Below are 25163 nucleotides of genomic sequence, written 5' to 3' on the forward strand. Positions count from 1 at the left end.
GGCGATGCTAGCGCAGCTGCGGGTTCAGGCGCTGCTGCGCAAGTTGACGCGCGCGGACAGCTCGGCGGCGGTTTCCCTGCGTTCGCTGTAGCGGTCCACCAGCCAGGGGCTGACGTCGCGGGTCAGCAGGGTGAACTTCACCAGTTCCTCCATCACGTCGACGACGCGGTCGTAATACGCGGACGGCTTCATCCGGCCTGCTTCGTCGAACTCCTGCCAGGCCTTGGGCACCGACGACTGGTTGGGAATCGTGAGCATCCGCATCCAGCGCCCCAGCACCCGCAGCTGGTTGACCGCGTTGAACGACTGCGAGCCTCCGGAGACCTGCATCACTGCCAGCACCTTGCCCTGGGTGGGGCGGACGGCGCCTTCGGTGAGCGGGATCCAGTCGACCTGCGCCTTCATGATCCCGGTCATCGCACCATGGCGCTCCGGCGAACACCACACCATCGCTTCCGACCAGCGCACGAGGTCCCGCAGTTCCTGCACCTTCGGATGCGTGGCCGGCGCATCGTCGGGCAACGGCAGGCCGGAAGGATCGAACAACCTCGTCTCCGCCCCCAGCGCCTCGAGCAGGCGCGCGGCTTCGAGCGCGAGCAGCTTGCTGTAGGAGCGCGTGCGCAGCGAGCCGTACAGCAGCAGCACCCGTGGCGGGTGCGTGGCGCTGCCGACCGCCGCGAAACGCTCGGGCAAGGCGCGTTCGAGCAGCGCGGTGTCGACGTTCGGCAGCGTGATCGACTCAGACAACGCGGTTCCCCTGTGCATCGATGACCACTTCGCCGTCTTCCTTCGCGAACGGGCCGCGCTGCGGCGACGGCAGCAGGTCGAGCACGGCTTCCGAGGGCCGGCACATCCGCGTGCCGAGCGGCGATACGACGATCGGCCGCTGGATCAGGACCGGGTGTTCGAGCATCGCGTCGATCAGTGCGTCGTCGCCGAGCGCCGGATCGTCGAGGTGCAGTTCCGCGTAGGCCGCTTCCTTCGCGCGCAGTAGATCGCGTGCAGGGACGCCCATTGCCGCGATCAGGCCGGCCAGCGTTTCGCGGTCGGGCGGGTCCTTGAGGTACTCGATCACTCGCGGCTCGATGCCGGCATTGCGGATCAGCGCGAGCGTGTTGCGCGAAGTGCCGCAGGCGGGGTTGTGGTAGATGGTGATGTCATTCATGGATGGGGCTCCGGGATTTCGGTTGCATGTTCATGCGATTGTTCGTACCAGCCACGGGTGCGATTGACCACGTGGACGACCAGCAGCATGACCGGCACTTCGACCAGCACGCCAACCACGGTGGCCAGCGCGGCGCCTGATTTCAGCCCGAAAAGGCTGATCGCCGCGGCCACGGCGAGTTCGAAGAAATTGGACGCGCCGATCAGCGCGGACGGGCACGCGACGCTGTGCGGTTCGCCGGCCCGGCGATTGAGCCAGTACGCGAGCCACGCGTTGAAGAGCACCTGGATCAGGATCGGCACCGCGAGCATGGCGATCACCAGCGGCTGCTGAAGGATCGCCTCGCCCTGGAATGCGAACAGAAGGACCAGCGTCAGCAGCAGTGCGCCGATGGACATCGGCGCAACCCGCTTCAACATGCGATCGAAAACTGCTTGTCCACGGCGCAGCAAGGCGCGGCGAACCAGCTGCGCGATGGTCACCGGGACCAGGATGTACAGCACCACAGACGTCAGCAGCGTGTCCCAGGGCACGGTGATCGACGAGATGCCAAGCAGCAGGCCGACGATGGGGGCGAAGGCGAACACCATGATCGTGTCGTTCAAGGCCACCTGCGACAGCGTGAACAGCGGGTCGCCGCCCGCAAGGCGGCTCCATACGAAGACCATCGCCGTGCACGGCGCCGCGGCCAGCAGGATCAGGCCGGCGATGTAGCTGTCGAGCTGGTCGACCGGGAGCCACGCCGCGAAGACATGGCGCACGAACAGCCAGCCGAGCAGCGCCATCGAAAACGGCTTGATGGCCCAGTTGACGAACAAGGTCACCCCGATCCCGCGCCAATGCCTGCCGACCTGGCCCAGTGCGCCGAAATCGACCTTGAGCAGCATCGGGATCACCATCACCCAGATCAGAACGCCCACGGGCAGGTTGACCCGGGCGATTTCCATGCGGCCGATCGACTCGAAAACGGCCGGGCCGATCTGGCCAAGCGCGATGCCCGCGACGATGCACAGCAGCACCCACACCGAGAGGTAACGGTCGAACACGCCCATTGCAGCGACGGGCTTCCCGCGATCGGCCATGTCGCGCTGCATGCTGGTCATGGCGTCACTGCCCGCCGATTTCGCGCAGCTTGCCCTGTGCGGCAAGGCGACCGAACTTGTCCAATGGCAATGCGACCAGCAACTCGACGCGCCGGCGCAGCGTCGCGAAAGCAGGGACGAACGCGCGCCTGCGCCTGTCCTCGCTGTCGTCGACCGCGACCGGATCGGGCACGCTCCAGTGTGCGACCGCAGGGTGACCGGGCCCCACGGGGCAGGATTCACCCGCGGCGTTGTCGCAGACGGTGATCACCATGTCCATTTCCGGTGCGCCTGCGGCTGCGAATTCGTCCCGGTTCTTGCTGCGCATGCGCTCGGCCGGGCATCCGGGCGATTGCGCCAGTTCCGCTGCCTCGGGCTGGACTTTCCCGCCCAGACGACTGCCAGCGCTGAACACCCGGAAGCGATCTTCGCCGAGCATGTTGAGCGGGGCCTCGGCCATGATGCTGCGCGCCGAATTGCCGGTACACAGGAACAGCACGTTGCAGGCACGTTGATTCATTGCCGTGGCTCAGGCAGTCGAGGTATCGAGGTTGCTGTCGCCGGCAGCCGTCGTGGCGCACGGCGCGCCCCCGCAGCAGTTCTCGGTGAGGAAGGTGATCAACGCATTCATCTGGTCGAAGTCCGCGCTGACCCGGATGCTGCGTCCCTCGCGCAAGTCGGAGACCAGCGCGGCCGCGCGCAGGATGTTGAGGTGGGCGGTAAGCGTTGCCGGCGGGATGTCGAGCCGGTCACGCAGCTCGCCGACCGCCAGGCCGGCCGGTCCGGCCTGCACCAGGGCGCGGAACGCGGCCAGCCGGTGCTGGTGCGAGAGGGCGTTCAGGGAGGCGAGGGCGGCTGGGGACTCCATGATTCGAATATTCCGGAAATATGGAATTGAAATCAAGCCCCCGATTCGGCATCGCTCGAATCTTGTCTAAACGGCGGATGAACACGACCGAAGCGCGTCCGGTCAATCGTCGATATCGCCCGCCGCGAAACGACGATCTCGCAAGACTGCCTGCGGCGGATTGCTCACTGGGGCATCGCGCCATCACGGTCGAACCTGTTCGGTCCAGGACCAACCCAAAGCGAGGAACGATCATGAGTTATGTCGACGGTTTCGTGTTGCCCGTGCCCGAAAAGAACCTGGCCGCCTATCGCCGCCTGGCCCGCAAGGCCGGGGCGATCTGGAAGGAGTACGGCGCGCTGGAGTACGTCGAGTGCGTGGCCGACGACGTCCAGCCGGGCAAGCACACCTCGTTCCCGCAGAGCGTCAAGCTCAAGCCCGGCGAGGTGGTGGTCTTTTCCTGGATCGTCTACAAGTCGCGCGCGCAGCGCGACCGGATCAACAAGAAGGTCATGGCCGATCCGCGCCTGGCGAACCTGGGTCCCAAGGACATGCCATTCGACGGCAAGCGCATGTTCTTTGGCGGCTTCAAGCCGATCGTGGAACTGTGACGACGACGATGGAAATCCGGAATCGCTTTGCCTTCGGGCCGCTCGCGCTTGTCGCGCTGCTGGCGGCCAACGGCATTGCCGCCGCGGCCACGGTCCACTACGACATCGATCCCGAGCACACCTATCCCAGCTTCGAGGCCGACCACATGGCCGGGCTGTCGGTCTGGCGTGGCAAGTTCAACCACAGCAGCGGCACGGTCGCACTCGACAAGGAGGCCGGCACCGGCGCGGTGGAGGTCGCCATCGACGTGTCCAGCATCGATTTCGGCAACGATGCGCTCAACGAGCACGCGCGCGGAGCGGAATTGTTCGACGTGGCGAAGTACCCGCAGGCGACCTACCGCGGCCGGCTGGAGGATTTCGTCGACGGCAAGCCGACGCGCGTGGCGGGCGAATTGACCCTGCACGGAGTGACGCGTCCGGTGGGACTGAAGATCAACAGCTTCAAGTGCATGCCGCACCCGATGCTCAAGCGCGAAGTGTGTGGCGCCGATGCGCTGGCGACGATCCAGCGCGACGAGTTCGGCATGCCGGCTGGCAAGGATTACGGCTTCAGCATGGCAGTGACGCTGCGGATCCAGGTGGAGGCGATCGCGCAGGAGACGGGGGAGGCTGCTTCGCGTAGTCGCGTGCCGGGATTCTCTCCCGCGTCGCAGTGAACGCGCCCGTTGCAGGGGCGCGCCATGGGCGCGATCACCTTTTGCAATCAAATCGTTCGCGCCCATGGGGCGCTCCTACCTGCAGTCGCGCGCCTTTGCCAGCAGCAGCTCGCGCTCGCGTGCGTTGCGGGTCATGCCGGCGGCGCGTTCGAACTCGTTGCGCGCTTCGGCGTGGCGATCGAGCTTGCGCAGCAATTCGCCGCGGACGCTTGGCAGCAGATGGTAGTTCTGCAGCCTGCGTTCACTGGCCAGCGCGTCCACCGCGGCGAGAGCCGCGTCGGGGCCTGACGCCATGGACACGGCCACGGCGCGATTGAGTTCGACCACGGGGGAAGGCATTGCCCGCGCAAGCGCGTCGTACAGCGCGACGATGCGCGGCCAGTCGGTTGCTTCCACGCTCGTGGCGCGAGCATGGCAGGCGGCAATCGCGGCCTGCAGCACGTAAGGCCCGCTCGCGCCGCCGAGTTTGATCGCCTGTTCGAGCGCCGCCAGGCCACGACGGATCAGCAGCTGGTCCCAGCGCGCGCGGTTCTGGTCGGCGAGCAGCACCGGTTCGCCAGCCGGGCCCACGCGCGCCTTGCTGCGCGAGGCCTGCAGTTCCATCAGCGCAAGCAGTCCGTGTACTTCCGGCTCGCGTGGCACCAGGCCGACGAGGATGCGGCCCAGCCGCAGCGCTTCCTCGCACAGCGCCGGGCGCAGCCAGTCGTCGCCGGCGGTCGCCGCATAACCCTCGTTGAAGACCAGGTAGATGACTTCGAGCACCGAGGCCAGGCGTTCGAACCGGTCGTCGCCGCGCGGTACCTCGAAAGGCACCTGCTTGTCCGACAGCGTGCGCTTGGCGCGCACGATGCGCTGGGCCATCGTGGCTTCCGGCACCAGGAACGCGCGCGCGATCTCGTCGGTGGACAGGCCACCGAGCAGGCGCAGGGTCAGCGCGACGCGGGCCTCGCGCGGCAGCACCGGATGGCAGGCGGTGAACACCAGCCGCAGCAGGTCGTCGCCGATGTCGTCGTCAAGCCGGTCTTCGAGTCCGGACGCGGCCATGTCCTGCTGCTCCTCCAGTTCACGCGCGATCTCCGCGTGCTTGCTCCACTGCAGCTTGCTGCGCCGCAACCGGTCGATGGCGCGGTGCCTCGCGGTGGCCATCAGCCAGGCGGCCGGATTGTCCGGTACGCCGGTCTCCGGCCAGCGCTCCAGCGCGGCGACCAGCGCGTCCTGCGCCAGTTCCTCGGCCAGGCCCACGTCGCGCACCATGCGCGCCAGCGCGGCGATCAGCTTGGCGGACTCGATGCGCCACACGGCCTCGACTGTGCGATGGATGTCGGTCGTCATGGCGGCAGATCAAAGCACCGCCGCTTTCCCGGCGCAAGGGCCGCGCGGGTCAGGTGGTCCGGCTCAGCGCTGCGCATCGTCGACGGCGTTGGGCTCGTCGTCCGAAGCGCAGGCCTCCCGGGCTTTCCGGGCGAGGTGGGCGAAGCGCTTGCGCTGCTTCTCCAGGGCGTCGTCGTCGAGTTCCTCCAGCGCGAGCAGGGTGTTGCTGGCATCGCGCGTGGCGCGGATGAGTTCGTCGAGCTTGATCTGCAGCGCTTCCGTGTCGCGGTTCTGCGTGTTCTGGATCAGGAACACCATCAGGAAGGTGATGATGGTGGTGCCGGTGTTGATCACCAGCTGCCAGGTGTTGTTGAACTTGAAGATCGGCCCGGTCGCTGCCCAGATGACGATCAGGAGGGCGGCGATTGCGAAGCACATCGGCTTGCCCGTGAATCGCGCCGCGGCCTGGGCGAAGCGCGTGAATGCCTTGGACTTATTCATGGTGGCCCTCGTCGGTAGAAAGCGCGCGCCGGCGCCTGGTCGGTTTCTCAGCCGCGCGGGCCGCCCATCACGGGCAGAACCACGCCGTTGACGTAGGAGGCGGTCACCGGCGACGCGAGGAAGACATAGGCCGGCGAGATTTCCTCTGGCTGCGCCGGGCGTCCCATGTCACTGTCCTCGCCGAACGCGGCGACGTCGCCGGCGGACTTGTCTGCGGGGTTGAGCGGCGTCCACACCGGACCGGGCGCGACCGCGTTGACCCGGATGCCGCGGGCGAGCAGGTTCGAGGCCAGCGACAGGGTGAAGGTATGGATCGCGCCCTTGGTCGCGGAATAGTCCAGCAGCTTGGGGTTGCCGAAGATGCCGGTTTCCGAACCGGTGTTGATGATGCAGGCGCCTTCGCTCATGTGTTCGAGCGCGGCGCGCGCCATGTTGAAGTAGCCACCGATGTTGGTGCGCAGGGTTTCCTGCAGGCGTGCATCGGTGATGTCATCGATGTCCGCGGCGTGCAGCTGGAAGGCCGCATTGTTCACCAGCACGTCGAGGCGGCCGAAGGCCTTGACCACCTTGCCGACCGCGGTCTTGCAGAACGCGGGGTCGCCGACGTCGCCGGCCACCACCAGGCACCTGCGACCCTCGGCTTCGACGTGGCGCCGCGTTTTCCGGGCGTCGGCGTCCTCGTCGAGATGGAACACCGCCACGTCGGCGCCTTCGCGCGCGAACAGGACCGCCACCGCGCGGCCGATGCCCGAATCGCCGCCGGTGACGATCGCGGCCATGCCGTCGAGCTTGCCGCTGCCCACGTAGTCGGGCGCGAGGAACCTGGGCTGCAGCCTGAGCTCGTCTTCGTTGCCGGGCTTGGCGAGGTGCTGCGCGGGCATCGGATTTTCCGGCTGTCGTCGCGTGCCGGCCTGCACCGGCTTCTTCTTCCTCGCCGTCTTCTTCTTCGCCGCTTGCGTCTTTTCCTTTGCGTCCGCCTGCTTCTGCAGGGCGCGGTGGCGTGCGGCCGTCGCGGCCGCCGGCGCGCGCGACGTCTTCTTGGTGGTTCTGGCCATGCCGTGGTCTGTCAAGGTTGCCTGCAGCGACCCTAGGCGCAGGCGCGTCGCGGCAAAGTGAGCGGACGGCGTCGGATCAGTCGGGTGCCCGCGCCGGAACGAACGGCGACGGCGGATCGCTGGCCGGGAAGCTTTCGTCCAGCGCCTCGTCCTGGTTGTCACTCTCGTGCTGCTTGCGTTGCTGCTTCTCCCCGGGCGTTTCGGGGGGAACGTGCCTGTCTTCCCCGGCCGGTGGATCCTTGCGGTCGCGGTGATTGCCCATTGCAGTGCTCCTCATTGTGCGTGCCGCCCCCGGTCTCCGGCGCATGCGCGGATGCCTGCCACGATCCGCTGCATCGGCGGTTCCCGGGAGCATGTCGCCAATATCCGCCTTCGCCCGTTGCTGCGACGTCAAGGCAGGCATGGGGAGCGATGCGTGGCCGGGGCTGCCGCCGCACTCACCGCGCGACCGCCGCCGCCCGCGCGCGCACTGCGACGCGCCAGCCGATGATCGCCGCGCCCAGCAGCACCGCCGATGCGATCAGGAATGCCGTGCCCGGATGCGGGAACCACGCTTCCGGGCCCACCGAGACGGCGTACACCGCGCCGAAGAACAGCGGCGACAGCACGCCTGCAATCGCGCCGACGCTGTTGTTCGCGCCCTGCAGCTGGCCCTGCTCTGACTCCGACACGCGCCGGGTCATCAGCGACTGGATGGTCGGCATCGCCAGCCCCCACAGCGCGTTGGGCAGCATCGCCAGGGTGAACAGCAGGCCGGTCGGCGCGAGCCCCATGCAGGCGATGCCGACGGCGCCGAAGCACAGCCCGGTGATCATCACCCGGCGGTCGCCGAAGCGCTTGACCGCGGGCCCGACCAGGGTGCCCTGCACGATCATGTCGAGAACGCCCACCAGCGCCAGCAGCACGCCGACCTGCCAGGGGCTCCAGCCGTAGCGATAGCCCGCGTACAGCACGAACACCGCCGAAAACACGTGGTGGGAGAAGTAGAGCAGGAAGTTCACTCCGGCAAGGCCGGTGAGTTCCGGGTGCGAGCGCAGCAGGCGCAGCGCGCCGAGCGGATTGGCGCGCTTCCACGAGAACGCCATGCGACGCTCGGGTGGAAGCGATTCGGGCAGCACGAACGCGCCATACAGGAATGCGACGCTGCTCAACGCGGCGGCCGCCCAGAACGGCGCCCGCGGCGACCATTCGCCCAGCACGCCGCCCAGCAAGGGGCCTGCGACGAAGCCGGCGCTGAAAGCCGCGCCGATCAGGCCGTAGCCGCGCGCCCGGTGCTCGGGTTCGGTGATGTCGGCCATGTAGGCGAATGCGGTGGTGAAGCTGGCCGAGGTCACGCCGGCGATGATCCGGCCCAGCGCCAGCCACCACAGGTCCGGTGCGAGCGCCATGAGGACGTAGTCGATGGCCAGGCCCGCGGTGGACACCAGGATCACCGGGCGCCGGCCGTGCTGGTCGGACAGCGAGCCGATCACCGGCGAGGCGAGGAACTGCATCAGCGCCCACAGGGCGACGAACAGGCCGTTGATAACGCCGGCGCGCGCGTTGGAACCGGTGAACTGCTCGATCAGGATCGGCAGGACCGGGATGACGATGCCCATCGACAGCACGTCGAGCATCGCGGTGACGAGGATGAAGGCGATCGCGGCCTTGCTGGCGCGGAAGGCGACAGGGGACATGGGGCTGGTTTCCGGGGTGTGCGCCGGGTGCCGGCGCGGCGTGCGGATGCACGAAGGCCCCGCGCGGTGGCGGGGATGCATGAACGTACCCGTCCCGTGGGGCGGGGAAGCGCGAGGCTTCAGGTTCTGGCGACGATCCGCATGGTTGCTGCCCCTCGGCGAACAAGGGGCGCGATGCTACACGAAGGCGGGACGCGCATGCCACCGGGCGTGCGGCGATGTTCACGTAGCGAAGGGGAGCGCGAGCTTAGTTCACCGTGACGAGCCCGCACGATGCGCGCGCATGCCCTGACGGCTGGAGAACGCGGCGCGGCTCAGCGCAGCTGGCTCTTGTGCTTGGCGTCGAGCCACTTCAGCGCGTGCGCGGGCTTGTAGCCATCGAGCCACGAGAACAGCCCGTCGATGTCATCGCCGTGCCACAGGTCTGCGCGCTGGTCGGGATGCAGGAAGCGTTCGGCGACCATGCGGTCGATCATCGCCAGCAGCGGGTCGTAGAAGTCGTCGACATCGAGGAACGCGCAGGGCTTCTCGCCGAGGCCGAGCTGGCGCCAGGTCAGCATCTCGAACATCTCGTCGAGCGTGCCGAAACCGCCGGGCAGGGCGACGAAGGCGTCGGACAGGTCGAACATGCGCGCCTTGCGTTCGTGCATCGAACCGACGATTTCCAGCTTGGTCACGCCGCGGTGCGCGACCTCCATGTCCACCAGCTGCTGCGGGATCACGCCGATGACTTCGCCGCCGCCCTCGAGCACCGCGTCGGCGACGATGCCCATCAGCCCGACGTTGCCGCCGCCATACACAAGCGCCAGTTTTTCGCTGGCGATGCGCGCGCCCAGTGCCTTCGCACGTTCGGCGTACGTGGCGCGGAGGCCGGAGTTGGAGCCGCAGTAGACGCAGATGCTTTTCATGGGAGTGGGGATTCGGGATTGGGGATGCGGAAAAGCAGACGCCGGGCTTGTGCCCGGCGTTGACCGTGAGGATGCGGGTGGGTGGGGCTTTCGCAAATCCCCAATCCCGATTCCCTGATCCCCAGGCGAACCTCAGTTCGCCTTGTGGATCGCCCGCTTGTCCACCGCCATCGCCGCGTCGTGGATCGACTCGGACAAGGTCGGGTGGGCGTGGCAGATGCGTGCGAGATCGTCGGCGGAGCCCTTGAACTCCATCGCCAACACGCCTTCGTGGACCAGTTCGGACACGCCCACGCCGACCAGGTGCAGGCCGAGCACGCGATCGGTTTCGGCGTGCGCGATCACCTTCACGAAGCCGGCCGGCTCGGCCATGGCCACGGCGCGGCCGAGCGCGGCGAACGGGAAGCTGCCGGTCTTGTACGGCGTGCCGTCGGCCTTGAGCTGCTGCTCGGTCTTGCCCACCCAGGCGACTTCCGGCTCGGTGTAGATCACGTTGGGAATGGTGTCGTAGTTGACATGGCCGGGCAGGCCGGCGATCAGCTCGGCCACCGCGATGCCTTCCTCGAAGCCCTTGTGCGCCAGCATCGGCCCGCGCACGCAGTCGCCGACCGCCCAGACGCCATCGACCCCGGTGTGGCAGTGCGCGTCGACCTCGATCACGCCGCGCTGGTCGAGCTTCACGCCGGTGCCTTCGGCCAGCAGGCCCTTGCTCGCGGCGCGGCGGCCGACGGCGACCAGCAGCTTGTCGAACGTGATCGTCTGCTCGCCGTCTTTGTCGGTGTAGGTGACGACCACTTCCTTCTTCTTGCCCTTGCCGGTGACCTCGGTCTTGCTGACCTTGGCGCCCAGGCGGATGTCCAGGCCCTGCTTCTTGAACTCGCGCGCGGCGGTCTTGGCGACCTCGGCGTCGGCGACGGCGAGGAAGTCGGGCAGGGCCTCGAGCACGGTGACTTCACTGCCGAGGCGCTTCCACACGCTGCCCAGCTCCAGCCCGATCACGCCGGCGCCGATCACGCCCAGGCGCTTGGGCACCTCGGTGAAGTCGAGCGCGCCGACGTTGTCGACGATGCATTCGCCGTCGAACTTCGCGAACGGCAGCTCGATCGAGTCCGAGCCGGCCGCGAGGACGACGTTGGCGGCCTTGAGCTCGACCTCGGATCCGTCATGCTGCTTGACCTTCACCACGTTGCCCGGCTGCAGCTGGCCGAAGCCGTAAAAGGCCGTGACCTTGTTGGCCTTGAACAGCATCGCGATGCCGCCGGTGAACTGCTTCACGATGGCGTCCTTGCGGCCGACCATCTTCGCCACGTCCATCTTCGCGTCCTTGAACGTGATGCCGTGCTGGTCGAACAGGTGGCCCATGTTCCAGTACTGGCGCGACGAGTCGAGCAGCGCCTTGGACGGGATGCAGCCCACGCGCAGGCAGGTGCCGCCGAGCGCCGGCTTGCCGTCCTTGCCCAGCGCGGCGTCGATGCAGGCGGTCTTCATGCCCAGCTGCGCGGCGCGGATGGCGGCGTGGTAGCCGGCGGGGCCGGCACCGATGACGATGACGTCGAATTGCTGTTGTTCGCTCATTGCGTGGTCCTTGGTCCTGGTTCCCTCCCCTTCAAGGGGAGGGCTAGGGTGGGGATGGGTTGCCTCGCGGCGCCGGTGGGGAAACCCATCCCCATCCCGGCCTTCCCCTTGAAGGGGAAGGGGAAAATCACATGCCCAGCAGCATGCGGTGCGGATTCTCGAGCTGGTTCTTGATGTCGACCAGGAACAGCACCGCGTCCTTGCCGTCGATGATGCGGTGGTCGTAGCTCAGCGCGATGTACATCATCGGCGCGGCGACGACCTGGCCGTTCTCGACGATGGCCCGCTCCTTGATCGTGTGCATGCCGAGGATCGCCGACTGCGGCGGGTTGACGATCGGCGTCGACATGAGCGAGCCGAAGGTGCCGCCGTTGGTGATGGTGAACGTGCCGCCCTGCAGGTCCTCGAGCTTCAGGCCGCCTTCGCGTGCGGCGCGCGCGTAGCCGTCGATGCCCTTTTCGACGTCCGCGAACGACATGCGCTCGACGTTGCGCAGCACCGGCGTGACCAGGCCACGATCGGTGGAGACCGCGATCGAGATGTCGGCGTAGCCGTGGTAGATGATGTCCTCGCCGTCGACCGAGGCGTTGACCGCCGGGTACTTGGCCAGCGAGTTGGCGGCGGCCTTGGCGAAGAAGCTCATGAAGCCGAGCTTGATGCCGTTGGCCTTCACGAAATCGTCCTGCAGCTGCTTGCGCATCGCCATGACGTTGGCCAGGTTGACCTCGTTGAACGAGGTGAGCATGGCGATCGAGTTCTTCGACTGCATCAGGCGCTCGGCGATGCGCTTGCGGATGCGGGTCATCGGCACGCGCTCTTCCGGGCGGGCGCCGCCGGCCACGCCCGCGGTCCTGCCGCTGGCGTAGTTGACCAGGTCTTCCTTGGTGACCGCGCCGCGGCGGCCGGTGCCCTCGACCTGCGCCGGGTCGATGCCTTCCTTCGCCGCGGTGAAACGCGCGCCGGGCGGCAGGTCATCGGTCTTCGCGGAAGCACCGGGCTTGCCGGCGGCGGAACTGGGCTGGACTTCCTCGGCGCCGGCGGCCGGCTTCGACGGCGTGGTGGCCGGGGCATCGGTTGCCTTGTCGTTGGCGGGCTTGGCCGGCTTTGCGTCTTCCTTCGGGGCTTCGGCGGCCGCGCCTTCCTCGATCACCGCGATGATCTGCTGGCTGGTGACGGTGGCGCCTTCCTCGAACTTGATCTCCTTGAGCACGCCGTCGACGGTCGAGGGCACTTCGAGCACGACCTTGTCGGTCTCGAGGTCGACGAGGTTCTCGTCGCGCTTGACCGCGTCGCCCACCTTCTTGTGCCACGACGCGATGGTGGCGTCGGAGACGGATTCGGGAAGGACCGGGACTTTGATTTCGGTGGCCATGTTGGGCGGCGTCCTGATGGAAACGTTGAAGGGGAAGTGGGGTTACTCGGCGGCGGCTTCGCCGTCGAGCGGATTGACGAGCGCGTCGGCGACCAGCTGCTTCTGCTCGACCACGTGGTCGTTGAAGTGCCCGACCGCGGGCGACGGCGAGCGCGAACGCCCGGCGTAGTGCAGCGATTGCCCGGGCGCCAGGCAAGCCACGAGGTGGTGGCGGATCTGGTACCACGCGCCCTGGTTGTGCGGCTCTTCCTGGCACCAGACCACGTCGGTGCCCTTGGCGTAGCGCTTGAGCTGCGCGGCGAGCAGTTCGCGCGGGAACGGATACAGCTGTTCGACCCGGATCAGCGCCACGTCGTCGGCCCCGCGCGCATGCATGTCCTCGAGCAGGTCGTAGTAGACCTTGCCCGAGCACAGCACCACGCGCCGGGCCTTCTTCGGGCTGCTGGTGCTGTCGGCGATCAGGTGCTGGAAGCTGCCCTCGGCCAGTTCGTCCAGCGACGACACCGCCAGTTTGTGGCGCAGCAGCGACTTGGGCGTCATCACCACCAGCGGCTTGCGCGTGTCCATGCGCATCTGCCGGCGGATCATGTGGAAGGCCTGCGCCGGGGTGGTCGGCACGCAGACCAGCATGTTGTCGAGCGCGCACAGCTGCAGGAAGCGCTCCAGGCGCGCCGAGCTGTGCTCGGGGCCCTGGCCTTCGTAGCCGTGCGGCAGGAACAGCGCCATCCCGCACAGGCGGTTCCACTTGGCCTCGCCGGAGCTGATGAACTGGTCGATCACCACCTGCGCGCCGTTGGCGAAGTCGCCGAACTGCCCTTCCCAGATGTCGAGCGTGTCGGGATCGGCGGTGGCGTAGCCGTACTCGAACGCCATCACTGCTTCCTCGCTGAGCAGCGAGTCGATGATGGTCGCGTCCTCCGGATTCTTCACCAGCTGGCGCAGCGGCAGGTAGCGGGCGTCCGCCTTCTGGTCGTGCAGCACGGCGTGGCGGTGGAAGAAGGTGCCGCGGCCGCTGTCCTGGCCGACCAGGCGCAGCTTGTGGCCTTCGTCGAGCAGGGTGGCGTAGGCGAGGTTCTCGGCGAAGCCCCAGTCGCCGGGCTGTTCGCCGGCGGCCATCTTGCGGCGGTCGTCGTAGATCTTGGCCACGCGCGGATGCAGCACGATCTCGGCGGGGATGGTGTTGATCACCTTGGCCAGCTTGTCGAGCGTGGCGCGCTTGACCGTGGTGTCGACCGGATCGGACAGCTTGCCGGCGAGGTACTTCGACCAGTCGATGGTGAATTCATCGGGCTTGACCGTGGCCAGCTCGGTGGTGACCTTGCCGGCATCGAGCGTGTCGCGGTAGTCGTCGACGATCTTCTGCGCGTCGCCGTCCGCCAGCGTGCCGTCCGCGGTCAGGCGCTGCGCGTACAGCTCGCGCGTGGTCTTGTGCGCGCGGATGGTCTGGTACATCAGCGGCTGGGTCGCGGCCGGTTCGTCGGCCTCGTTGTGGCCGTGGCGGCGGTAGCAGACCAGGTCGATGACCACGTCCTTGCCAAAACGCTGGCGGAAATCGAACGCCAGCTCGGCGCAGAACACCACCGCCTCCGGGTCGTCGCCGTTCACGTGCAGCACCGGCGCGCCGACCATCTTCGCCACGTCGGTGCAGTACAGCGTGGAGCGCGCGTCTTCGGTCGCGCTGGTGGTGAAGCCCACCTGGTTGTTGATGACGATGTGCACGGTGCCGCCGACGGCAAACCCGCGCGCCTGCGACATCTGGAACAGCTCCATCACCACGCCCTGGCCCGCGAACGCAGCGTCACCGTGCAGCAGGATCGGCAGCACCTGCTTGCGCTGCCTGTCGCCGCGGCGATGCTGGCGCGAACGCACCGAGCCGGCGACCACCGGGTCGACGATCTCCAGGTGCGAGGGGTTGAAGGCCAGCGCCAGGTGGACCGGGCCGCCCGGGGTGGCGATGTCGGCGGAGAAGCCCATGTGGTACTTCACGTCGCCGGTGTGGGCGCGATCGTCATGCGCGTGCTCGAACTTGCCCTCGAACTCGTCGAACAGCTTGCGCGGCGACTTGCCGAGCGTGTTGACCAGCACGTTGAGGCGGCCGCGGTGGGCCATGCCCACGACGATGTCCTTGACCCCGTCGACGCCGGCGCGGCGGACGATGTTGTCGAGCAGCGGGATCATCGAGTCGCCGCCCTCTAGCGAGAAGCGCTTCTGGCCGACGTACTTGGTGTGCAGGTAGCGCTCCAGGCCCTCGGCCGCGGTCAGGCGTTCGAGGATGCGGCGCTTGTCATCGGCCGTGCGCCCGTAATCGCCGCCGGCCGCCTCCAGGCGCTCGTAGATCCAGCGACGCTGCTCGGCGTCGGTGATGTGCATGAACTCGGCGCCGATCGACCCGGTGTAGGTGGCCTTGAGCCGTGCCAGCAGGTCGCCCAGCTTCATCCGCGCGTGGCCGCCGACGCCGCCGGTGCTGAACTCGCTCGACAGGTCGCTCTCGGACAGGCGGTGGAACGCCAGGCCCAGGTCCGGCGCCTCCGGCTTGTCCTGCATCGCCAGCGGATCCAGCGCCGCGCCCAGGTGGCCGCGCGAGCGGTAGGCGGTGATCAGGCGGCCGACGTTGCGCTCGCGCTCGTCGCCGGCGCCCTGCGCGACCACGCCGCGCGCGGCCAGGCGGCCGGCAGCGGCCACGCTCGCGATCACTGCCGAATGCGGGACGTCACCGGCCTCGCGGCCCTTGAACCCGTCGAACCAGGCTTTCCACTGCGGCCCCACGCTGTCGGGGGCGACCAGGTACTGCTCGTACAGGTCTTCGATGTAGGCGGCGTTGGAGCCGAGTTGGGAGGACTGCGCAAACTGCTTGAGGAGACTGTCCACGTCGGGCGTATCGGGCTCGAAAAGGGAGGGGCAAATGCCTGATTCGACGGGATTTTCGCTGGCCCGTGGAACGGCTCGGGAAAGAACCGCAATTATAGCCCGCGAGCTTGCCGCGGTGCATCATGGACGGCTTTCCACGGCAGGGACGCCGCGTCCCGACGGCCCTCGGCATGGGCGCGGTCGATTTCCCGGACACACTGGCCCGCGGGAGCGTCCCTCGGGCGAGGAGCCCGCTGCCGAGCGACCGATTCCCGGGAAAGCATCACGCGCACGGGGCGTTCCTACAGGCCCAATGCGCGGTATTCGCTGCACGGACGTGAACGCTCCCAGACCGGGCGGAAGTGTTCGACCAGCTGCCGGGCGCGTCCACCGGCACCGGTTTCGGCTTCGCCGTCGAAGCGATGGCCGAGCGCGCGGAAGTAGTAGCCGCCGTCGTCGTTGGCCACGTAGGCCGAGGGATAGCCGCGGTCGACCGGGTCGGCGACCTCGCGGAACGCGATCGCACTGGGCAGCCGCTGTGCCAGCGCCAGCAGCGGCGCCAGCGCGCGCTGCGGCGCGGCTGCGTCCTGCAACAGCACCTGCACCTGCGCGCCGTCGCCGCGGGTGCACAGGTCGCGCATCGCCTCGAGCACGCGAGGCGCGTCGAGCAGTCCCGGGTCGAGTTCGCGGCTGTAGATGTACAGCCCGCGCCGCGCCTGCCGGATCAGGCCGCTGGTCGCGGCCACGGCCGCTTCGCGTTCCTCGATGGCGTGCGGGCGATCGATCCGGCGCCGCATCGCCTGGTGCTCGATGCCGGCCTCGATGAAGCGCTCGCCGACCGGCACGAAGCCGTGGCGCGCATAGAACGTCTGCGCCGGGAGCTGTGCATTGAGTGCGATGTCGTGCCAGCCCAGTTCGCGCGCCTGGCGCAGCAGCGCATGCAGCATCGCGTCGCCGACGCCCGCACCGCGCCACTCGCGCAGTACCGCCATGCGGCCGATGCGCGCCGGGGCGTCGTCGGCGCGGGGCGGCACCAGCCGGCCGGTGCCGATCGGGGCGCCGCCGCGATCGCGGGCAATGACATGCCGGCACTGCGGATCCAGCGCATCGCGTTCTTCCTCGACCGGAACGTGCTGTTCCCGCACGAACACCGCTTCGCGCACCGCGAGCAGTGCGTCGGCCGCTTCGGCGAAAGTCACCGCCTCGATCCGGAACGGCCCGCGTGCCTGCGCCGTGCTCACGGCGCGCCGCCGTCGGGTTCGGCGAGGTGGTAGTGGCCGCCGGCCAGCAGGTCGTAGACCGCGTCGCGGCCGCGGTCCGAGAGCTTCGCGTAGGCCGTGCCGTCGAAAACCGGCGCGGCGGCGATCGCCTGGGCGTCGCGCACGGGCAGCTCGTAGACATGGCCGGCCGCGTACAGCCGCGCGCCGCGCGTCGCACGTCGCCAGGCCATGCGCGTCCACGGGTGGCGATGCAGCATGTGGCCCTGCTGCAGGTCCCATTCGATCTCGATCCGCGAGCGTCCGTCGTCGGCCGGCACCGCCTCGCCGCTGCTGCGGTACAGGGTGACGAAGCGGCCGAACCAGTCGCCGAGGCGATCGGGGTCGTTCATGCGCAGCACGTTCAGCGCCTCGACCGCCCGCTGCATCGCCGCGGCGTCGATTTCATTGGTATCCCGGGCCGGCTCGAGGTCCGGGTCGGCATAGCGCAGGCCGTCATCGGATTCCGACGCGAGGGTGTCGACGAAGTCGCCGAGCAGCTCCGCCGCCGACGGCGCGCGCATGCCGACCGAGAACGTCAGGCAGGGATCCTCGGCGACGCCGTGGTGCGGCACGCCGGGCGGCAGGTAGAGCATGTCGCCCGGGCCGAGCACCCAGTCGTGGTCCGGGGTGAAGCGCTGCAGCAGCCGCAGCTCGACGTCCTTGCGGAAGTGCAGCGGCGGGGCGTCGCGGGTGTCGATCTGCCAGCGCCGGTGGCCCTGCGCCTGCAGCAGGAAGACGTCGTACTGATCGACATGCGCGCCGACCGAGCCGCCTGTCGCGGCGAAGCTGACCATCACGTCGTCGATCCGCCAGCGTGGCAGGAAGTCGAATCTGGACAGCAGCGCAGCGATGTCGGCGTCCCACTTGTCCACGTCCTGCACCAGCAGGGTCCAGTCGTGGTCACCGAGGCCGGGAAACTCTTCCTCCGCGAACGGGCCGTGCCGCACCTTCCACGCGTCGCGTTCGCGATCGTGCTGGATCAGCCGCGACAGCGCGGTGTCCTCGCAGGCCAGCCCGGCGAGGTCCTCGGGTTCGATCGGCGAGACGAAGCCCGGGAACGCATTGCGGACCAGCAGCGGCTTCTTCTGCCAGTAATCGCGCAGGAAGTCGGCGGCGGGCATGCCCAGCGGCTGCTGCGCGCTGGCGTCGACTTCGATGGGCAGGGTGGGGCGGGGGCGGGCCATGCAGGGGTCCGGGAGTCGGCGGACGCCCATTGTCGCGCCAAATGCGCGACGGCTGCTGCCCGCAGCCGGGATGCGTGGCCGCGATGGAACCGCGGCGCTCGACCGCGATCGCGGCTACTGCATGCCGGCGATTTCGTCGTAGCCGCGCCCGTGGAACTCGAGCAGGCACCAGCCGTGGCCGAAGGGGTCGGACTGCTGCACGATGCGCCCGAGGTCGGCGCCGACGATTTCGACGACGCCCTGCGCGAAGCCCCGCCCGCCTTCGTGGTCCGGCGCGTCGCCGGCCATCGCTCAGGTCGCCTTTGCCAGTGGCTCGGCCAGGCCCGTGTAGCTGCCGGGCGCCATCTCCAGCAGCCGTTGCCTGTCGGCTTCCGGCAGGTCCAGCGAGGCGATGAATTCGCGCATCGAGGCCTCGGTGATGCCCTGGCCGCGGGTCAGCGCCTTGAGCTGTTCGTAGGGGTTGGGCAGGCCGTGGCGGCGCATCACCGTCTGCACGGCTTCGGCGAGCACTTCCCACGAGGCGTCGAGGTCGGCGGCCAGCCGCTGCGGATTGACCGAGAGCTTGCCGAGGCCGCGCAGCAGCGCGTCGTAACCGATCAGGGCGTGGCCGAACGCGGTGCCCAGCGCACGCAGCACGGTGGAGTCGGTGAGGTCGCGCTGCCAGCGGCTGACCGGCAGCTTGGTCGCGAAATGTTCGAACAGCGCACTGGCGATGCCGAAGTTGCCCTCGGCGTTCTCGAAGTCGATCGGGTTGACCTTGTGCGGCATGGTCGAGCTGCCGACTTCGCCGGCCTTGACCGCCTGCTTGAAGTAGCCCAGCGAGATGTAGCCCCAGACGTCGCGACACAGGTCGATGCAGATCGTGTCGATGCGCTTGTGCACGTCGCAGATTTCCGCGATGCAGTCGTGCGGCTCGATCTGGGTGGTGTACGGGTTGAAGTCAAGGTCCAGCGATTCGACGAAGCGCCGGGCGAACACGGGCCAGTCCACGTCGGGATACGCCGCGACGTGGGCGTTGTAGTTGCCGACCGCGCCGTTGATCTTGCCGCTGAGCGACACCGCGGCCAGTTGCTCGCCCTGGCGCCGGAGGCGGGCGACGACGTTGGCGATTTCCTTGCCGACGGTGGTCGGCGAAGCGGTCTGGCCGTGGGTGCGCGAGAGCATCGGCAGCGCCGCGTGTTCGTGGGCCATCGCGCGCAGGGCCTCGATCAGGGCGTCGAGCTTCGGCAGCAGCACCGATTCGCGTGCCTGGCTGAGCATCAGCGCGTAGGAGAGGTTGTTGATGTCCTCGCTGGTGCAGGCGAAGTGCACGAATTCGAGCGCCAGGCCGAGTTCGGCGTCGTCCTTCAGCCGCTCCTTGATGAAGTACTCGACCGCCTTGACGTCATGGTTGGTGGTGCGCTCGATCTCCTTGACCCGGGCGGCGTCGGCGACGGAGAAATCGTTGGCCAGCGCGCGCAGGCGCGCGATCGCGGCGTCGCCGAACGGCGCGAGTTCGACGATGCCCGGTTCGGCGGCCAGTGCCAGCAGCCACTCCACCTCGACCCGCACCCGCGCCTTGAGCAGGCCGTACTCGGAGAAGATCGGCCGCAGGGCGTCGACCTTGCCGGCGTAGCGGCCGTCGATCGGGGACAGGGCGAGCAGTTGCGATTCGGCGGGCATGGCGGCGGCATGGGTCGGGGAGCCGGGCATTCTACTGCGGCCGGAATGGCCGATGTCTTCGCAGGAGCGCATCGTGGGCGCGATGGGCTTTGCCGGGAAGGCATTGGTCGCGCCCATGGGGCGCTCCTACGGGGAGTCCATGCCTCCGGGCGTATCCTCGGCGTATCGCATTGGAGAACGCCATGGCCACGCAACGCTACCGCATCGAACACGACAGCATGGGCGAACTGCAGGTGCCCGCCGACGCCCTCTGGGGCGCGCAGACGCAGCGTGCGGTGCAGAACTTCCCGGTATCCGGGCGTCCGATGCCGCGTGGATTCATCCGCGCGCTCGGGCTGGTGAAGGCGTCCGCGGCGTCGGTGAATGCCGAACTCGGCCTGCTGCCCAAGGGCGTGTCGCGGGCGATCCACGCCGCGGCGCTGCAGGTGGCCGAAGGCGAGCACGACGCCCAGTTCCCGATCGACATCTACCAGACCGGTTCCGGCACCTCGTCCAACATGAATGCCAACGAGGTGATCGCAACGCTGGCCACGCGCGCCGGCAGGAAGGCGGTGCACCCGAACGACCATGTCAACCTCGGCCAGAGCTCGAACGACGTCGTCCCGACCGCGATCCGGGTGAGCACCCAGCTCGCCGTGGTCGAGGACCTGCTGCCGGCGCTGAAACACCTGCGCAAGACGATCGACGGCCGCGCCCGCGCCTTCGGCAAGGTGGTCAAGACCGGCCGCACCCACCTGATGGACGCGATGCCGCTGACGTTCGCGCAGGAGTTCGGTGCGTGGTCGTCGCAGCTGGCCTCGGCGCAGGCGCGGATCGAGGATGCGCTCAAGCGCCTGCGTCGGCTGCCGATCGGCGGCACCGCGATCGGCACCGGCATCAACGCCGATCCGCGCTTCGGCAAGGCGATGGCCAGAACGCTGTCGACGCTGGCGAAGACGAAGTTCGAATCGGCCACCGACAAGTTCGAAGGCCTGGCCTCGCAGGACGACGCGGTGGAGCTGTCCGGCCAGCTCAGCGCGCTGGCGGTGGCGCTGATGAAGATCGCCAATGACCTGCGCTGGATGAATTCCGGGCCGCTGGCGGGACTGGGCGAAGTGGAGCTGCCGGCGCTGCAGCCGGGCAGTTCGATCATGCCCGGCAAGGTCAACCCGGTGGTGCCGGAGGCGACGGTGATGGTCTGCGCCCAGGTGATGGGCCACCACACCGCGATCACGATCGCCGGACAGACCGGCAACTTCCAGCTCAACGTGACCCTGCCGCTGATCGCGTCGAACCTGCTCGATTCGATCGGCCTGCTGGCCAACGTCTCGCGCCTGCTGGCCGACACGACGATCGCCGGGATGAAGGTGCGCCGCGACACTGTGGCCGCGGCGCTGGACCGCAACCCGATCCTGGTCACCGCGCTCAACCCGATCATCGGCTACGAGAAGGCTGCGGCGATCGCCAAGCGCGCCTACAGGGAAGGCCGGCCGGTGTTCGACATCGCGCTGGAGGACAGCGGGCTGCCGGCGGCGCGGCTGAAGAAGCTGCTGGATCCGGCCGCGCTCACGCGCGGCGGCATCCAGGGCGGATGACCCGGGCCGCGAGGGTCATTCGCTGCGGCAGTCGTCGATGTCGGACTGGTCCATCGTCGCGTAGGGCCTGAACTCGGGCAGCTGCGCGGCGAGCCGCTGCTGGGTTTCCAGCATCGGCTCGAGGTGTTTGCAGATCTCGCGGGCCTGCGCCTCGAACCGGCTGGCTTCGGCCTCGATCTCCGCTTCCACCTGGTCATGGCTGCCGGAAAACGCCCCGCGCAAGGCCTTGCCGGCGGCGCGCATGCCGAAATCCGCGCCCTTAGTGCCGAGGTCGGCGCCGGCGACGGCCAGGTCGATGATGTCCCCGCGGTACGCGAGCAGCAGCGCGCGCTGCGCGTCGTCGATGGCCACCGGCCTGCCGCCGATGAGGAGGTCGCCGCGGGGCGTGATCGCCGCCTTCGGTGCGCCGTCCCTGCCCGCGGTGTCGAGGTCGATGTTGCCCGACTCCATCTTCGCGCGGACCTTGGACATCGCCTTGCCAACGACCTTGCCGACGACGGTTGCGGGCGCGTCCGCCGAGGTCGCTGCATCCGTCGGGGGTGCGTCGTGACCGCAGGCCGCCAGCAGGGCGAGGCAGGCGAGCAGGGGAAGGAACAAGCGGGTTCGGTTCATGGGCGTCTGTCGGTATGGATCATCGGTATGGAGCAAGGGAATGCGACGGATCACCGCTTGCGCGGCAGGTCGACGCGGCCGGTGACGCCGCGATGGTCGACGTCGCCGCTGCCCGCCGAGTGGACGGCCAGGTCGCCGCGCACGCCGTCGGCCTGGATGTCGCCGGAGCCGATGGAGCCTACGCTGACGCTGCCGCCGATGTCCGCGAGATCGACGTCGCCCGAGCCGACCGAGCCGATTTCCACCGGCCCCTGGGTGGAACGGATCCCGAGGTCGCCGGAGCCGATGCTGCCGATCTTCGACGCGCCGCGGATGTTGCGGAACGTGGCGTCGCCCGAGCCCGCCGACAGCAGGTGCAGCGAGCCGATGTCTTCTGCTTCCAGGTCGCCCGAGCCGATGGCCGCGGTGAGTTCGCCGCGGATGCGGGAGACGCGGACGTCGCCCGATCCGGTATCGATGCTCGCGCTGCGCGCGCCGTCGACGCTGGCGTCGCCGGACCCCATCCTGAGCTGCACGGCGACGCTGTCGGGCAAGCTGGCCTGCAGCGTCATGTAGGCGTAGTGGTTGCCGAAGAAGATGCCGCCGAAATTGCCTTCGCGCCGGGCGTGGACCAGCAGCCGGTCGCCCGTCCTTTCCTGCGTCAGGACCAGCCGGTCAAGCGTTTTCTCGTCCGAGGCGCAGGCGCGTCCGTCGACCTTGCCGGTGGATGAAGCGCTGGCACGCACGTCCAGGTCGTTGCCGCCGATGTCGAACACCACCGTCTTCACGCCGGAGAAGTCGAGCTGCAGGTGCCGCGGCTGGCTGTGCTTGCAGCGGCCGTCGTCCGATGCCTGCGCGGCCAGCGGAAGGAGGGCCAGCGGAAGGAGCAGGAGTGCGCCGATGATCGACTTGTGCATGGAGAGCTTCCCTGGGTTTCGTGGCGGGGCAGCGCCGGTGGTGCAGGCGCTGCCCCTGTGTGCCGGTTTCAGTCGGCCAGTTCGCGCCGGCGGCGCAGCTGGATCGCACCGTAGATCATCAGTGCGCCGACCACCGCGCCGATCCAGATCTGCGGCGTCGCCAGGCTGGCCAGCTGGCTGGCGGGCGAGAGGCTGTCGACGATGCCCTGGATGTCCTGGTTGCCGGCGTGCTCGGCCATGCCGTTCCGGTAGACCAGGTCCATGGCGGGAACCGTCCCCAGCAGCAGGCGGCCGACCACGTTGCTCCAGAACCACGAGCTGTCGAGCTTGAACAGCTCCATCAGGTCGAACCAGCTGACGAAGATGCCGGCGAACAGCGGGACCATGAGCGCCCACAGGAACGGCTTGCTGCGCGACCACGCCGAGCACAGCAGCAGCCAGCCGACCGTCGGCAGCGCCCACAGCGCGTAGACCGGAATCCAGACCAGGCTGCTGGCGGCGATCGTCAGCGGACTGGCCGGGCCCCACAGCAGCGTCCACGGGTTGCCGCCGTGGAACAGCACCACGATGCTGAGCATCACCATGAAGGCGAGCATCGTGGCCAGCGAGGCGATCACCGCCAGCACCGGCGCGACCACTACCGCGCTGGCGACCTTCGACAGCACCGTCTGCGCATCGGACACCGGCAGCGACTTCCAGAACAGCACGCTGCGGTCCTTGCGCTCGTCGTACAGCGCGCCGAGGCAGTAGAAGAACACCACGAACGCCAGCACGATGAACGGCCAGGACGAGCTCAGGAACAGGGTCAGGTCGATGCCGCGGGCGAACTCGGCCATGTCCCCGGCGTCCATCTTGCTGGTGAGCTGGGCGAGGTCCAGGCCGTTGACGGTGATGCCGTCGAACTGGAAGTCGCCGTTGGCCGCGGCGCGGTGCGCGGCGACCAGGCCGAACACGATCATCATCGCCGTCAGCAGCAGCGAGATGCCGCCGGCGATCAGCGGCGACCACAGGAACCCGCCCTTGTGCTCCCAGAACTCGCGCTGCAGCAGCAGCTTGAACTTGTGGGTGGGATGGACCGGCGCGGCGGTGCGCGGCACGGTGTCGATGTCGGGGGCGTTCATGCGTAGGTCCCTTTCATGGTGGCGACGAACAGGTCGGCCAGGCCCGGGGTGCGGGTCTCGCCGAGCGCGGCAAGGCTGCTCCGCGGCACGCCGTCGAACAGCATCACGGTCTTGCCGAAGGGCAGGGCGCGTTCATCGATGGGCTGGAGCGTGCGTGCGTTGTCGGCCTGGTCGGCGTTGACCAGCACTTCGACGAAGCGCTCGCCCACGGCGTCCATCGGCGCGTCGAGCACGATCCTGCCGGCGCGGATGAACATCACGTCGGTCAGGATGTGCTCGACCTCCTCGACCTGGTGGGTGGTGATGATGATGGTCTTCTGCTCGTCGAAGTAATCCTCCAGCAGGCGCTGGTAGAACTGCTTGCGGTACAGGATGTCGAGGCCGAGGGTGGGCTCGTCGAGCACCAGCAGCTTCGCGTCGATGGCCATCACCAACGCCAGGTGCAGCTGCACGATCATGCCCTTGGACAGCTCGCGCACCCGCTGTCGCGGCTTGAGCTGGGTGTTGGCCAGGAAGCGTTCGCAGCGGGCACGGTCGAAGCGCGGGTGCACGCCGGCGACGAAGTCGATCGCTTCCCTGACCCGGATCCAGCGCGGCAGCACCGCGACGTCGGCGATGAAGCACACGTCGTTCATCAGCTCGTCGCGCTGGGTACGGGGATCGCGGCCGAGGACCTTGAGGTCGCCCTCGAACGGGGTCAGCCCGAGCATCGCCTTGAGCGCGGTGGTCTTGCCGGCGCCGTTGGGGCCGATCAGGCCGATGATCTTGCCGCTGTCGATGTTGAAGCTGGTGTTGTCGAGTGCGACGGTGGTCCTGTAGGCCTTGCGCAGGTTGCGCGCGGCGACCACGTGTTCGTGCGTGGCGACGGCGTTCATGCCGCGCCTCCGCCGAAGGCCGGCTTCAACAGGTCTTCCATCGACAGGCCGAGGCGCGCGATGCGTTCGAGGACCAGCGGCCATTCCTCCTTGAGGAAGCGGTCGCGTTCGTTGCTCAGCAGTTTCTTCGATGCCTCTTCGGTGACGTACATGCCCAGGCCTCTGCGTTTTTCGACGAGTGCTTCATCCGCGAGCTCCTGATAGGCGCGCGAGACGGTGATCGGGTTGAGCTGGTATTCGGCGGCCACCTGTCGCACCGAGGGCAGCGCATCGCCTGGCTTGAGCACGCCATCGAGCATCATCGCGATGACGCGCTCCTTGAGCTGGCGATAGATGGGGGCGCCGTCATTCCACTGGATTCCGCTCATGGC

The 25163-nt window shown here is 68.4% G+C and carries 26 protein-coding genes; 3 read left to right on the forward strand and 23 right to left on the reverse strand.

Features of this window, described 5'->3' with window-relative positions; translation table 11 throughout:
• Nucleotides 1-24 precede the first annotated feature (24 nt).
• The 5 genes from arsH to H570_RS0108290 are packed head-to-tail and all read right to left on the reverse strand — an operon-like array spanning nucleotide 25 to nucleotide 3115.
• Nucleotides 25-729, reverse strand: coding sequence for an arsenical resistance protein ArsH (gene arsH / locus H570_RS0108270; RefSeq protein WP_425411555.1), 705 nt, complete (start codon nucleotides 727-729; stop codon nucleotides 25-27).
• Between the two features lie 10 nt (nucleotides 730-739).
• A complete protein-coding gene (gene arsC, locus H570_RS0108275) occupies nucleotides 740-1165 on the reverse strand; it encodes an arsenate reductase (glutaredoxin) (protein ID WP_027080320.1) in 426 nt (141 codons plus the stop codon).
• Nucleotides 1162-2217, reverse strand: coding sequence for an ACR3 family arsenite efflux transporter (gene arsB / locus H570_RS0108280; RefSeq protein WP_425411556.1), 1056 nt, complete (start codon nucleotides 2215-2217; stop codon nucleotides 1162-1164). The genes arsC and arsB overlap by 4 nt, the downstream gene beginning before the upstream one ends.
• A gap of 55 nt (nucleotides 2218-2272) precedes the next feature.
• Nucleotides 2273-2767, reverse strand: a complete 495-nt coding sequence (locus tag H570_RS0108285; protein WP_027080322.1) for an arsenate reductase ArsC — start codon at nucleotides 2765-2767, stop codon at nucleotides 2273-2275.
• Between the two features lie 9 nt (nucleotides 2768-2776).
• Nucleotides 2777-3115, reverse strand: a complete 339-nt coding sequence (locus H570_RS0108290) for an ArsR/SmtB family transcription factor (RefSeq protein WP_027080323.1) — start codon at nucleotides 3113-3115, stop codon at nucleotides 2777-2779.
• Between the two features lie 233 nt (nucleotides 3116-3348).
• On the opposite strand from H570_RS0108290, the gene H570_RS0108295 reads away from it, so the two are divergent.
• Together H570_RS0108295 and H570_RS16930 are read left to right on the forward strand one after the other, a co-directional pair.
• Complete coding sequence (locus H570_RS0108295) at nucleotides 3349-3705, forward strand: DUF1428 domain-containing protein (RefSeq protein WP_027080324.1); 357 nt, start codon at nucleotides 3349-3351, stop codon at nucleotides 3703-3705.
• Nucleotides 3706-3713: 8 nt separating this feature from the next.
• The gene (locus H570_RS16930; RefSeq protein WP_051176239.1) at nucleotides 3714-4364 is read left to right on the forward strand and encodes a YceI family protein; all 651 of its coding nucleotides are present in this window, start codon (nucleotides 3714-3716) and stop codon (nucleotides 4362-4364) included.
• Between the two features lie 75 nt (nucleotides 4365-4439).
• Here H570_RS16930 and H570_RS0108305 read toward each other — a convergent pair whose 3' ends face one another.
• The 13 genes from H570_RS0108305 to purB all read right to left on the reverse strand — a co-directional run bounded on the left by H570_RS0108305 (nucleotide 4440) and on the right by purB (nucleotide 19714).
• Nucleotides 4440-5696, reverse strand: coding sequence for an RNA polymerase sigma factor (locus H570_RS0108305; protein WP_027080325.1), 1257 nt, complete (start codon nucleotides 5694-5696; stop codon nucleotides 4440-4442).
• Nucleotides 5697-5759: 63 nt separating this feature from the next.
• Nucleotides 5760-6176 (reverse strand): low affinity iron permease family protein, encoded by a 417-nt coding sequence (locus H570_RS16935; RefSeq protein WP_051176240.1) that lies wholly within the window; start codon nucleotides 6174-6176, stop codon nucleotides 5760-5762.
• A gap of 47 nt (nucleotides 6177-6223) precedes the next feature.
• Nucleotides 6224-7231: an SDR family oxidoreductase gene (locus tag H570_RS0108315; protein WP_027080326.1), complete on the reverse strand. Its 1008-nt coding sequence runs from the start codon at nucleotides 7229-7231 to the stop codon at nucleotides 6224-6226.
• Nucleotides 7232-7307: 76 nt separating this feature from the next.
• Nucleotides 7308-7493: a hypothetical protein gene (locus H570_RS0108320; protein ID WP_027080327.1), complete on the reverse strand. Its 186-nt coding sequence runs from the start codon at nucleotides 7491-7493 to the stop codon at nucleotides 7308-7310.
• A 175-nt stretch (nucleotides 7494-7668) separates the two neighbouring features.
• Complete coding sequence (locus H570_RS0108325; RefSeq protein ID WP_027080328.1) at nucleotides 7669-8907, reverse strand: TCR/Tet family MFS transporter; 1239 nt, start codon at nucleotides 8905-8907, stop codon at nucleotides 7669-7671.
• A 314-nt stretch (nucleotides 8908-9221) separates the two neighbouring features.
• Nucleotides 9222-9815, reverse strand: a complete 594-nt coding sequence (locus H570_RS0108330; RefSeq protein ID WP_027080329.1) for an LOG family protein — start codon at nucleotides 9813-9815, stop codon at nucleotides 9222-9224.
• 132 nt (nucleotides 9816-9947) lie between these two features.
• Entirely contained in the window at nucleotides 9948-11390 is a 1443-nt protein-coding gene (gene lpdA / locus H570_RS0108335) for a dihydrolipoyl dehydrogenase (RefSeq protein WP_027080330.1), read from the reverse strand.
• A 127-nt stretch (nucleotides 11391-11517) separates the two neighbouring features.
• Nucleotides 11518-12762 (reverse strand): dihydrolipoyllysine-residue succinyltransferase, encoded by a 1245-nt coding sequence (gene sucB, locus H570_RS0108345; RefSeq protein ID WP_027080331.1) that lies wholly within the window; start codon nucleotides 12760-12762, stop codon nucleotides 11518-11520.
• A 42-nt stretch (nucleotides 12763-12804) separates the two neighbouring features.
• Nucleotides 12805-15630, reverse strand: coding sequence for a 2-oxoglutarate dehydrogenase E1 component (locus tag H570_RS0108350; protein ID WP_027080332.1), 2826 nt, complete (start codon nucleotides 15628-15630; stop codon nucleotides 12805-12807).
• A 281-nt stretch (nucleotides 15631-15911) separates the two neighbouring features.
• A complete protein-coding gene (locus H570_RS0108355; RefSeq protein ID WP_051176241.1) occupies nucleotides 15912-16850 on the reverse strand; it encodes a GNAT family N-acetyltransferase in 939 nt (312 codons plus the stop codon).
• The gene (locus tag H570_RS0108360) at nucleotides 16847-18052 is read right to left on the reverse strand and encodes a ribosomal protein uL16 3-hydroxylase (RefSeq protein ID WP_027080334.1); all 1206 of its coding nucleotides are present in this window, start codon (nucleotides 18050-18052) and stop codon (nucleotides 16847-16849) included. Before H570_RS0108360 ends, H570_RS0108355 begins: the two co-directional genes overlap by 4 nt.
• 114 nt (nucleotides 18053-18166) lie before the next feature.
• Nucleotides 18167-18340 (reverse strand): hypothetical protein, encoded by a 174-nt coding sequence (locus tag H570_RS19205; RefSeq protein ID WP_211219096.1) that lies wholly within the window; start codon nucleotides 18338-18340, stop codon nucleotides 18167-18169.
• Between the two features lie 3 nt (nucleotides 18341-18343).
• Entirely contained in the window at nucleotides 18344-19714 is a 1371-nt protein-coding gene (gene purB, locus H570_RS0108370; protein ID WP_027080335.1) for an adenylosuccinate lyase, read from the reverse strand.
• A gap of 182 nt (nucleotides 19715-19896) precedes the next feature.
• Between purB and H570_RS0108375 the strand changes: the two genes are divergently transcribed.
• A complete protein-coding gene (locus H570_RS0108375; RefSeq protein ID WP_036135657.1) occupies nucleotides 19897-21288 on the forward strand; it encodes a class II fumarate hydratase in 1392 nt (463 codons plus the stop codon).
• A 15-nt stretch (nucleotides 21289-21303) separates the two neighbouring features.
• Here the strand turns inward: H570_RS0108375 and H570_RS0108380 are convergent, their stop codons facing one another.
• From H570_RS0108380 to H570_RS0108400, 5 genes are all read right to left on the reverse strand, one after another.
• Nucleotides 21304-21900, reverse strand: coding sequence for a YggN family protein (locus H570_RS0108380; RefSeq protein ID WP_027080337.1), 597 nt, complete (start codon nucleotides 21898-21900; stop codon nucleotides 21304-21306).
• A gap of 50 nt (nucleotides 21901-21950) precedes the next feature.
• On the reverse strand, nucleotides 21951-22796 hold the full coding sequence (locus H570_RS0108385; RefSeq protein ID WP_036135659.1) for a DUF4097 family beta strand repeat-containing protein: 846 nt from the start codon (nucleotides 22794-22796) through the stop codon (nucleotides 21951-21953).
• Between the two features lie 68 nt (nucleotides 22797-22864).
• Nucleotides 22865-23917: a hypothetical protein gene (locus H570_RS0108390; protein WP_245559572.1), complete on the reverse strand. Its 1053-nt coding sequence runs from the start codon at nucleotides 23915-23917 to the stop codon at nucleotides 22865-22867.
• The gene (locus tag H570_RS0108395) at nucleotides 23914-24792 is read right to left on the reverse strand and encodes an ABC transporter ATP-binding protein (protein ID WP_027080340.1); all 879 of its coding nucleotides are present in this window, start codon (nucleotides 24790-24792) and stop codon (nucleotides 23914-23916) included. Before H570_RS0108395 ends, H570_RS0108390 begins: the two co-directional genes overlap by 4 nt.
• On the reverse strand, nucleotides 24789-25160 hold the full coding sequence (locus H570_RS0108400; protein ID WP_027080341.1) for a GntR family transcriptional regulator: 372 nt from the start codon (nucleotides 25158-25160) through the stop codon (nucleotides 24789-24791). Before H570_RS0108400 ends, H570_RS0108395 begins: the two co-directional genes overlap by 4 nt.
• Between the last annotated feature and the right edge of the window lie 3 nt (nucleotides 25161-25163).

Origin of the sequence: Luteimonas mephitis DSM 12574, from assembly GCF_000422305.1 — a bacterium.
Classification (GTDB): Bacteria; Pseudomonadota; Gammaproteobacteria; order Xanthomonadales; family Xanthomonadaceae; genus Luteimonas; species Luteimonas mephitis.

Excerpts from the sequence above, each read along its gene's own strand:
- H570_RS0108380 (WP_027080337.1), bottom strand. The coding sequence starts at position 21,900 with ATGAACCGAACCCGCTTGTTCCTTCCCCTGCTCGCCTGCCTCGCCCTG.
- purB (WP_027080335.1), bottom strand. The coding sequence starts at position 19,714 with ATGCCCGCCGAATCGCAACTGCTCGCCCTGTCCCCGATCGACGGCCGC.
- H570_RS0108390 (WP_245559572.1), bottom strand. The coding sequence starts at position 23,917 with ATGAACGCCCCCGACATCGACACCGTGCCGCGCACCGCCGCGCCGGTC.
- H570_RS0108360 (WP_027080334.1), bottom strand. The coding sequence starts at position 18,052 with ATGGCCCGCCCCCGCCCCACCCTGCCCATCGAAGTCGACGCCAGCGCG.
- H570_RS0108320 (WP_027080327.1), bottom strand. The coding sequence starts at position 7,493 with ATGGGCAATCACCGCGACCGCAAGGATCCACCGGCCGGGGAAGACAGG.
- H570_RS16935 (WP_051176240.1), bottom strand. The coding sequence starts at position 6,176 with ATGAATAAGTCCAAGGCATTCACGCGCTTCGCCCAGGCCGCGGCGCGA.
- H570_RS0108385 (WP_036135659.1), bottom strand. The coding sequence starts at position 22,796 with ATGCACAAGTCGATCATCGGCGCACTCCTGCTCCTTCCGCTGGCCCTC.
- H570_RS0108295 (WP_027080324.1), top strand. The coding sequence starts at position 3,349 with ATGAGTTATGTCGACGGTTTCGTGTTGCCCGTGCCCGAAAAGAACCTG.
- H570_RS0108400 (WP_027080341.1), bottom strand. The coding sequence starts at position 25,160 with ATGAGCGGAATCCAGTGGAATGACGGCGCCCCCATCTATCGCCAGCTC.
- H570_RS19205 (WP_211219096.1), bottom strand. The coding sequence starts at position 18,340 with ATGGCCGGCGACGCGCCGGACCACGAAGGCGGGCGGGGCTTCGCGCAG.
- H570_RS0108290 (WP_027080323.1), bottom strand. The coding sequence starts at position 3,115 with ATGGAGTCCCCAGCCGCCCTCGCCTCCCTGAACGCCCTCTCGCACCAG.
- H570_RS0108315 (WP_027080326.1), bottom strand. The coding sequence starts at position 7,231 with ATGGCCAGAACCACCAAGAAGACGTCGCGCGCGCCGGCGGCCGCGACG.
- H570_RS0108325 (WP_027080328.1), bottom strand. The coding sequence starts at position 8,907 with ATGTCCCCTGTCGCCTTCCGCGCCAGCAAGGCCGCGATCGCCTTCATC.
- H570_RS0108305 (WP_027080325.1), bottom strand. The coding sequence starts at position 5,696 with ATGACGACCGACATCCATCGCACAGTCGAGGCCGTGTGGCGCATCGAG.
- H570_RS0108395 (WP_027080340.1), bottom strand. The coding sequence starts at position 24,792 with ATGAACGCCGTCGCCACGCACGAACACGTGGTCGCCGCGCGCAACCTG.
- sucB (WP_027080331.1), bottom strand. The coding sequence starts at position 12,762 with ATGGCCACCGAAATCAAAGTCCCGGTCCTTCCCGAATCCGTCTCCGAC.
- arsC (WP_027080320.1), bottom strand. The coding sequence starts at position 1,165 with ATGAATGACATCACCATCTACCACAACCCCGCCTGCGGCACTTCGCGC.
- H570_RS0108375 (WP_036135657.1), top strand. The coding sequence starts at position 19,897 with ATGGCCACGCAACGCTACCGCATCGAACACGACAGCATGGGCGAACTG.
- H570_RS0108285 (WP_027080322.1), bottom strand. The coding sequence starts at position 2,767 with ATGAATCAACGTGCCTGCAACGTGCTGTTCCTGTGTACCGGCAATTCG.
- H570_RS0108330 (WP_027080329.1), bottom strand. The coding sequence starts at position 9,815 with ATGAAAAGCATCTGCGTCTACTGCGGCTCCAACTCCGGCCTCCGCGCC.
- arsB (WP_425411556.1), bottom strand. The coding sequence starts at position 2,217 with ATGGGCGTGTTCGACCGTTACCTCTCGGTGTGGGTGCTGCTGTGCATC.
- H570_RS16930 (WP_051176239.1), top strand. The coding sequence starts at position 3,714 with ATGGAAATCCGGAATCGCTTTGCCTTCGGGCCGCTCGCGCTTGTCGCG.
- lpdA (WP_027080330.1), bottom strand. The coding sequence starts at position 11,390 with ATGAGCGAACAACAGCAATTCGACGTCATCGTCATCGGTGCCGGCCCC.